Source organism: Streptomyces sp. ST2-7A (assembly GCF_021390475.1).
In the GTDB taxonomy this organism is placed as follows: Bacteria; Actinomycetota; Actinomycetes; order Streptomycetales; family Streptomycetaceae; genus Streptomyces.
In genome coordinates, this window is record NZ_JAJUWS010000078.1 from 1 (window position 1) to 5,358 (window position 5,358).

Genomic DNA, 5,358 nt, shown 5'->3' on the forward strand with positions numbered 1-5,358 from the left:
CCCGGGGCATCCCCGGGACCGAAGCGGCCCGCCGTCGGTCGGTGGCATCCGTGGTGCCGGTCCGTCCCCCACCATCTGTTCCGGGAGTGTTCCGGGCCCTACCATGGGTGATGTGGACTTCTGGGTATGGTGGCTGATCGCCGCCGGAGCGTTCGCGATTCCGCTGATACAGACGGCGATGCCGGAGTTCGGCATGCTCTCGATCGGCGCGGTGGCCGGTGCGATCACGGCGGGGATCACCGACAACCTCCCGTTGCAGGTCGTGGTCTTCGCGGTCGTCTCCACCGCGCTCATCATCGTGGTCCGTCCCATCGCCAAGCGCTCCCGCGCCCAACTGCCCGGCGTCAGCACCGGTGTGGACGCCCTGTTGGGGCGGTCCGCGACGGTCGTGGAGCGGGTGGACGGCAACCGGGGGCGGATCAAGCTCGCCGGGGAGGTCTGGTCGGCCCGATCCCTGGACACCGGCGAGGTTTTCGAACCCGGTTCCCTGGTCAGTGTGGTGGAGATCGACGGCGCGACCGCCGTCGTGATGTGATGGGCACTCTCCGAAGCCCCAACGGGCGTTACCCACGGGAAGGTTGACGCGATCGGAGGAGCCGCTCCGCTCCCCGTCCGGCGCTGCCGGATCCGACCCCCCGACCCCGTCGCCTCCCATCCCACCCGTCCTCCACCCGTCTCCGACATCCCGAACCACAGGGGGAAACCACGATGGACGCCATCATCATCGTGCTCGTCATCCTGGTGGTGCTGGTCTTCATCGCCCTGGTCAAGACGATCCAGGTGATCCAGCAGGCCAGTGCCGCCATCGTCGAGCGCTTCGGTCGGTACACCCGCACGCTCAACGCCGGCCTCAACATCGTCGTGCCGTTCATCGACACGATCCGCAACCGCATCGACCTGCGTGAACAGGTCGTCCCCTTCCCCCCCCAGCCGGTGATCACCCAGGACAACCTGGTCGTCAACATCGACACCGTCATCTACTACCAGGTCACCGACGCCCGCGCCGCCACCTACGAGGTCTCCAACTTCATCCAGGCCATCGAGCAGCTGACCGTGACCACCCTGCGCAACATCATCGGTGGCATGGACCTGGAGCGGACTCTCACCTCCCGCGAGGAGATCAACGCGGCCCTGCGCGGTGTCCTCGACGAGGCCACCGGCAAGTGGGGCATCCGCGTCAACCGCGTCGAGCTCAAGGCGATCGAGCCCCCCACCTCCATCCAGGACTCGATGGAGAAGCAGATGCGCGCCGACCGCGACAAGCGCGCCGCGATCCTCCAGGCAGAGGGTGTCCGGCAGTCCGAGATCCTTCAGGCCGAGGGTTCCAAGCAGGCCGAGATCCTGCGCGCCGAGGGTGACGCCAAGGCCGCGGCCCTGCGCGCCGAGGGTGAGGCCCAGGCCATCCGTACCGTCTTCGAGGCCATCCACGCCGGCGACGCGGACCAGAAACTGCTGGCCTACCAGTACGTGCAGATGCTGCCGAAGATCGCCCAGGGCGACTCCAACAAGCTCTGGATCGTTCCCAGCGAACTGGGTGACGCGCTCAAGGGCATCGGCGGAGGCCTCGGCCGACTCGCCGAGAACGGCGGTGCCCCCGCCGAGCCCGTTGACTCCGGTCGGCCCACCCTGGACAAGCCCGGCCGTCAGCAGCCGCGCTTCGAGTGACGCCGTTCCCCGGCATCCGGCGCGCGCCGGATGCCGGGGAACGGAACGGAACCCGTCACCGGGTTCCGTCCCCCCACCCGGTGCCCCGCTCCCGTCCGTCGGGTCAGGCGCCCCGGGCGGTGGTCGACCACTCCGGCAGGCCGGGCTCGTCCCGCCCGCCGCCCACCGCCAGGAGCAACGCGTCGGCCGGGGTCGGCTCGAACGGCTGGACCAACAACCTCATCCCCGCCTGCGCCGGCGTGCGATCCGCCTTGCGATGGTTGTCCTCCCGGCACGCGGCGACGGTGTTCAGCCAGGTGTCCCCACCGCCCCGGGAGCGCGGTACCACGTGGTCCACCGTCGTCGCTCGTCGTCCGCAATAGGCGCAGCGGTACCGATCGCGCACCAGTACCCCACGTCGTGACCACGGCGCCCGTTGTCGGAACGGCACCTTCACGTACCGGCGCAACCGGATGACCAGGGGGACCGGCATCTCCACGGCCGTGGCTCGGATCCGCAGCCCGGGGTGGGCCTGCTCCACCTCGGCCTTCCCCCGCATCACCAGAACCACCGCCCGGCGCAGCGACACCGTCGCCAGCGGCTCGAAGCCCGCGTTGAGCACCAACGTCCGACGCAACCGTCCCACCTCCCCGCTCCCGGCCCGCCCGGGAGCGGGACGACCCCACTGTGCCGTCGCCTCCGGGACGGGACAATGCAATTTCCGCCGGGCCGCGGCCGGGAGACGGCGCGGTGTCCACCGCGTGGCCATCCCCCGACGGGGCGTACAACGCCCCGTCGGAGGCCGGGGGAGACGAGGGAGGGACGGAGAGGACTCAGTCCTCCGCGGGCACCTCGTGGGTACCGATCAACCGTGCCCGCCCGATCGAGTGGAACCGCAGCATGAAGCCCACCTGCGCGGGTGTGGCGTCCGCGTCCGGTCCCAACTTCGTGGTGTCCACCGCGTGGACGGTAAACACATAGCGGTGCGGACCGTCCCCGGCGGGCGGTGCGGCCCCGCCGAACCCCCGGGTGCCGTAGTCGTTGCGCACCTGCACCGCCCCTGCCGGCAGCCCTCCGCCGTCCCCGGCTCCGGCACCCGCGGCCAGCGAGGTCACCGACCCCGGGATGTCGAAGACGGACCAGTGCCAGAAACCGCTCCCGGTCGGGGCGTCGGGGTCGAAGCAGGTCACCGCGAAGCTCTTCGTCCCCTCGGGAAAGCCCTCCCATCGCAACTGGGGAGAGGTGTCGCCACCGTCCAGGACCTGTGCCGGCTTCAGGGGCCCGCCCTCCGCCACGTCGTCACTCACCACGGTGAAGGAAGCCACCGGGGGGTGGAAGTCGTGGGGGAGCGGGGGCCGCTTCGCCTCGGTCATGTACAACCTCCTGGGGTCGGGCCGGGGGCGCGTCACCCGTCGGCTCGGAATCTTCGGATCCGTCATCCCGGTGACCGGAGGCTCCGGGCCGGTGACAGCATGGCGGGGTGAGATCAGGAAGAACGCTGCCCGGGCCCGTGAGCGCGGGCCATCCCCCATTCCCCGCCCCCCATTCCCTCGTCCCCGGTCGTGTCGCCATCGGACGGACCCCGTCCTCCCGGTCCCTGCCCCTGCTCCTCGGGGGCATGCTCGCCCTGTTGCTGGCGTTCCTGACGGGGTGCGGGCCGAACACGACCGGCTCCGGAGCGACCGGGAGCGATCGGAACGCGGCCGCCCCGACGGTGGGCGTCCCCGCCGGGGCCCCCTCCGGCATGGGCACGGTGGACGTCGCCGACCTACCGGCCGAGGCGCACCGCACCATCGAACTCATCGACGCCGGAGGCCCCTTCCCCTACGACAAGGACGGCAGTCGGTTCGGCAACTACGAGAAACGTCTGCCGATCCACCCCGATCGCGCCCACTACCGCGAGTACACGGTGGACACCCCCGGCCTGAACCATCGCGGAGCACGTCGCATCGTGACGGGCGGGAGCGGCGAGATGTACTACACCGACGATCATTACGAGACGTTCCGAATGGTGATCAGATGACGACCCCCCGTGAACTCCCGGAGCCGTTCGAGCGGGGTGTGGCCGCGCTCCTGCGCGGTGACCTGCCGCCGGGCCTCCACCGTCTCCCGTCCTCCGGCGCGGGGCCGGACGGTGCCTCCCCCGCGGCGACGGCGCGGGCCATGGCCGAGGAGGCCGGATGGTGGGTTCTGCCGTTCTCCGCCCCGGACGGTGACGGTGGACGGGGCGGCACCGGTGGGGGAGAGGGACCGGGACGGACCAAGGAACTGTTGATCGAGGAGTTCGCCACGACCTTCCGCTTCCCGGCGGGAACGGGAAGGAACTGGGACGCCCTCGCGGATCTCCTCACCGATCTGGCCTGGCTCCCGCCCGCCCGGGGCCGGCTGATGCTGGCAGCCGGTTGGAGCGAGTGGTGTGCGCGGGACCCCGATGCCCCGGGCATCGCCGAGAGCATCCTCGAGGAGGCCGTGGAGTATTGGAGCGGGCGGGCGGTGCCGTTCGCGGTACTGCTGGGCTGAGTCCCGGCCGGTCCCCGTCGGTGGGCGGGGGCCGGCACGGTGGAGGGACCGCCTCCCGGAGGACCGCCATGGAGGGGCAGGAAAGCGGAGAAGAGGAGCGTGGAGACGTGGCACGACCGTACGGGACGGCGGAGCGGGGCGATCAGGGGAAGCGATCCACCGGGGGTGGCACGGCGGACCTCCCCCCGGGGAACGCCGAGCCGACCGCGGCGGGCCGACTGCCGCGGGCCTTCCTCGACCGCCCCGTCATCGAGGTGGCCCCGGAGCTGCTGGGCGCGGTTCTGGTGCGCAACAGCCCGGAGGGCACGGTCGCGGTACGCCTCACCGAGGTCGAGGCGTACGGGGGAGACGACGACCCCGGTTCCCACTCGTACCGGGGTCGTACCGCCCGTAACGCCTCGATGTTCGGACCGGCCGGTCACGCCTACGTGTACTTCACCTACGGGATGTGGCACTGCCTGAACGTTGTGTGCGGTCCGGTCGGCCGGCCCGGCGGGGTGCTCCTGCGGGCCGGTGAGGTGGTGCGTGGGGAGGAACTCGCGGCGAGCCGGCGTCCCCTGGCACGTACCGCTCGGGACCTCGCCAGGGGGCCGGCCCGGCTCGCCACCGCGCTCGGGGTGGATCGGGGCCTGGACGGTACGGACGTGTGCGGGTCGGGGGCCGGAGTGGAAGGGACGTCCCCGTTGGAGTTGTGGCGGGCGCCCGCGCCACCGGACACCGACGCCGTGCGACGGGGGCCGAGGACGGGGGTGGGCGGAGCCGGGGCCGCCCGCCCGTGGAGGTTCTGGATCGACGGTGACCCCACCGTCAGTCCCTACCGGGCCCATCAACCCCGCCGTCGTTCCGGTTCCTCGGCAGGGGTTGACACGGGTCCCACGGGGCCGTAATGTTGATCGAGTCGCTTGGGGCGGCTCCCCTGAGGATCTCTTCGAAGAAGGGTCCGGGAGCGCTTCCGAGGACAATCACTATCACAGGATGAAGACTCCGGTTGGAGTTGATTTCGTGACGCCTCATTCGGGCCGCGAGGGCCGATTTGGGAGCACGGGGAAACATCCGCTAGTGTTGGAAACACCGAAGGGAAGCGCCCGGAGGAAGAACCGGCCGAATGGTCGGGGGATTCCGAAGGAAGCGTCCGTTCCTTGAGAACTCAACAGCGTGCCAAAAGTCAACGCCAGATATGTTGATACCCCGTCC

At 70.7% G+C, this 5,358-nt stretch carries 7 protein-coding genes; 5 read left to right on the plus strand and 2 right to left on the minus strand.

Features of this window, described 5'->3' with window-relative positions; genetic code table 11:
- Positions 1-103 precede the first annotated feature (103 nt).
- A complete protein-coding gene (locus LZF96_RS26180; protein WP_233877338.1) occupies positions 104-535 on the plus strand; it encodes an NfeD family protein in 432 nt (143 codons plus the stop codon).
- Positions 536-708: 173 nt separating this feature from the next.
- Positions 709-1,665 carry an SPFH domain-containing protein gene (locus LZF96_RS26185; protein WP_233877339.1) on the plus strand — a complete coding sequence of 319 codons (957 nt, stop codon included), beginning with the start codon at positions 709-711 and terminating at the stop codon, positions 1,663-1,665.
- A gap of 103 nt (positions 1,666-1,768) precedes the next feature.
- Here LZF96_RS26185 and LZF96_RS26190 read toward each other — a convergent pair whose 3' ends face one another.
- Both LZF96_RS26190 and LZF96_RS26195 read right to left on the minus strand, forming a co-directional pair.
- Complete coding sequence (locus tag LZF96_RS26190) at positions 1,769-2,281, minus strand: HNH endonuclease (RefSeq protein WP_233877341.1); 513 nt, start codon at positions 2,279-2,281, stop codon at positions 1,769-1,771.
- Between the two features lie 196 nt (positions 2,282-2,477).
- Positions 2,478-3,017, minus strand: coding sequence for a YbhB/YbcL family Raf kinase inhibitor-like protein (locus LZF96_RS26195; RefSeq protein WP_233877343.1), 540 nt, complete (start codon positions 3,015-3,017; stop codon positions 2,478-2,480).
- Between the two features lie 245 nt (positions 3,018-3,262).
- Here LZF96_RS26195 and LZF96_RS26200 point away from each other — a divergent pair, with 245 nt between their 5' ends.
- From LZF96_RS26200 to LZF96_RS26210, 3 genes are all read left to right on the plus strand, one after another.
- On the plus strand, positions 3,263-3,667 hold the full coding sequence (locus tag LZF96_RS26200) for a ribonuclease domain-containing protein (RefSeq protein WP_233877347.1): 405 nt from the start codon (positions 3,263-3,265) through the stop codon (positions 3,665-3,667).
- A complete protein-coding gene (locus tag LZF96_RS26205) occupies positions 3,664-4,164 on the plus strand; it encodes a barstar family protein (protein WP_233877345.1) in 501 nt (166 codons plus the stop codon). The genes LZF96_RS26200 and LZF96_RS26205 overlap by 4 nt, the downstream gene beginning before the upstream one ends.
- A gap of 218 nt (positions 4,165-4,382) precedes the next feature.
- Positions 4,383-5,051 (plus strand): DNA-3-methyladenine glycosylase, encoded by a 669-nt coding sequence (locus tag LZF96_RS26210; RefSeq protein ID WP_233877349.1) that lies wholly within the window; start codon positions 4,383-4,385, stop codon positions 5,049-5,051.
- Positions 5,052-5,358 lie beyond the last annotated feature (307 nt).

Coding starts and splice junctions, on each gene's coding strand:
- LZF96_RS26185 (WP_233877339.1), top strand. CDS start 709: ATGGACGCCATCATCATCGTGCTCGTCATCCTGGTGGTGCTGGTCTTC.
- LZF96_RS26195 (WP_233877343.1), bottom strand. CDS start 3,017: ATGACCGAGGCGAAGCGGCCCCCGCTCCCCCACGACTTCCACCCCCCG.
- LZF96_RS26200 (WP_233877347.1), top strand. CDS start 3,263: ATGCTCGCCCTGTTGCTGGCGTTCCTGACGGGGTGCGGGCCGAACACG.
- LZF96_RS26180 (WP_233877338.1), top strand. CDS start 104: ATGGGTGATGTGGACTTCTGGGTATGGTGGCTGATCGCCGCCGGAGCG.
- LZF96_RS26205 (WP_233877345.1), top strand. CDS start 3,664: ATGACGACCCCCCGTGAACTCCCGGAGCCGTTCGAGCGGGGTGTGGCC.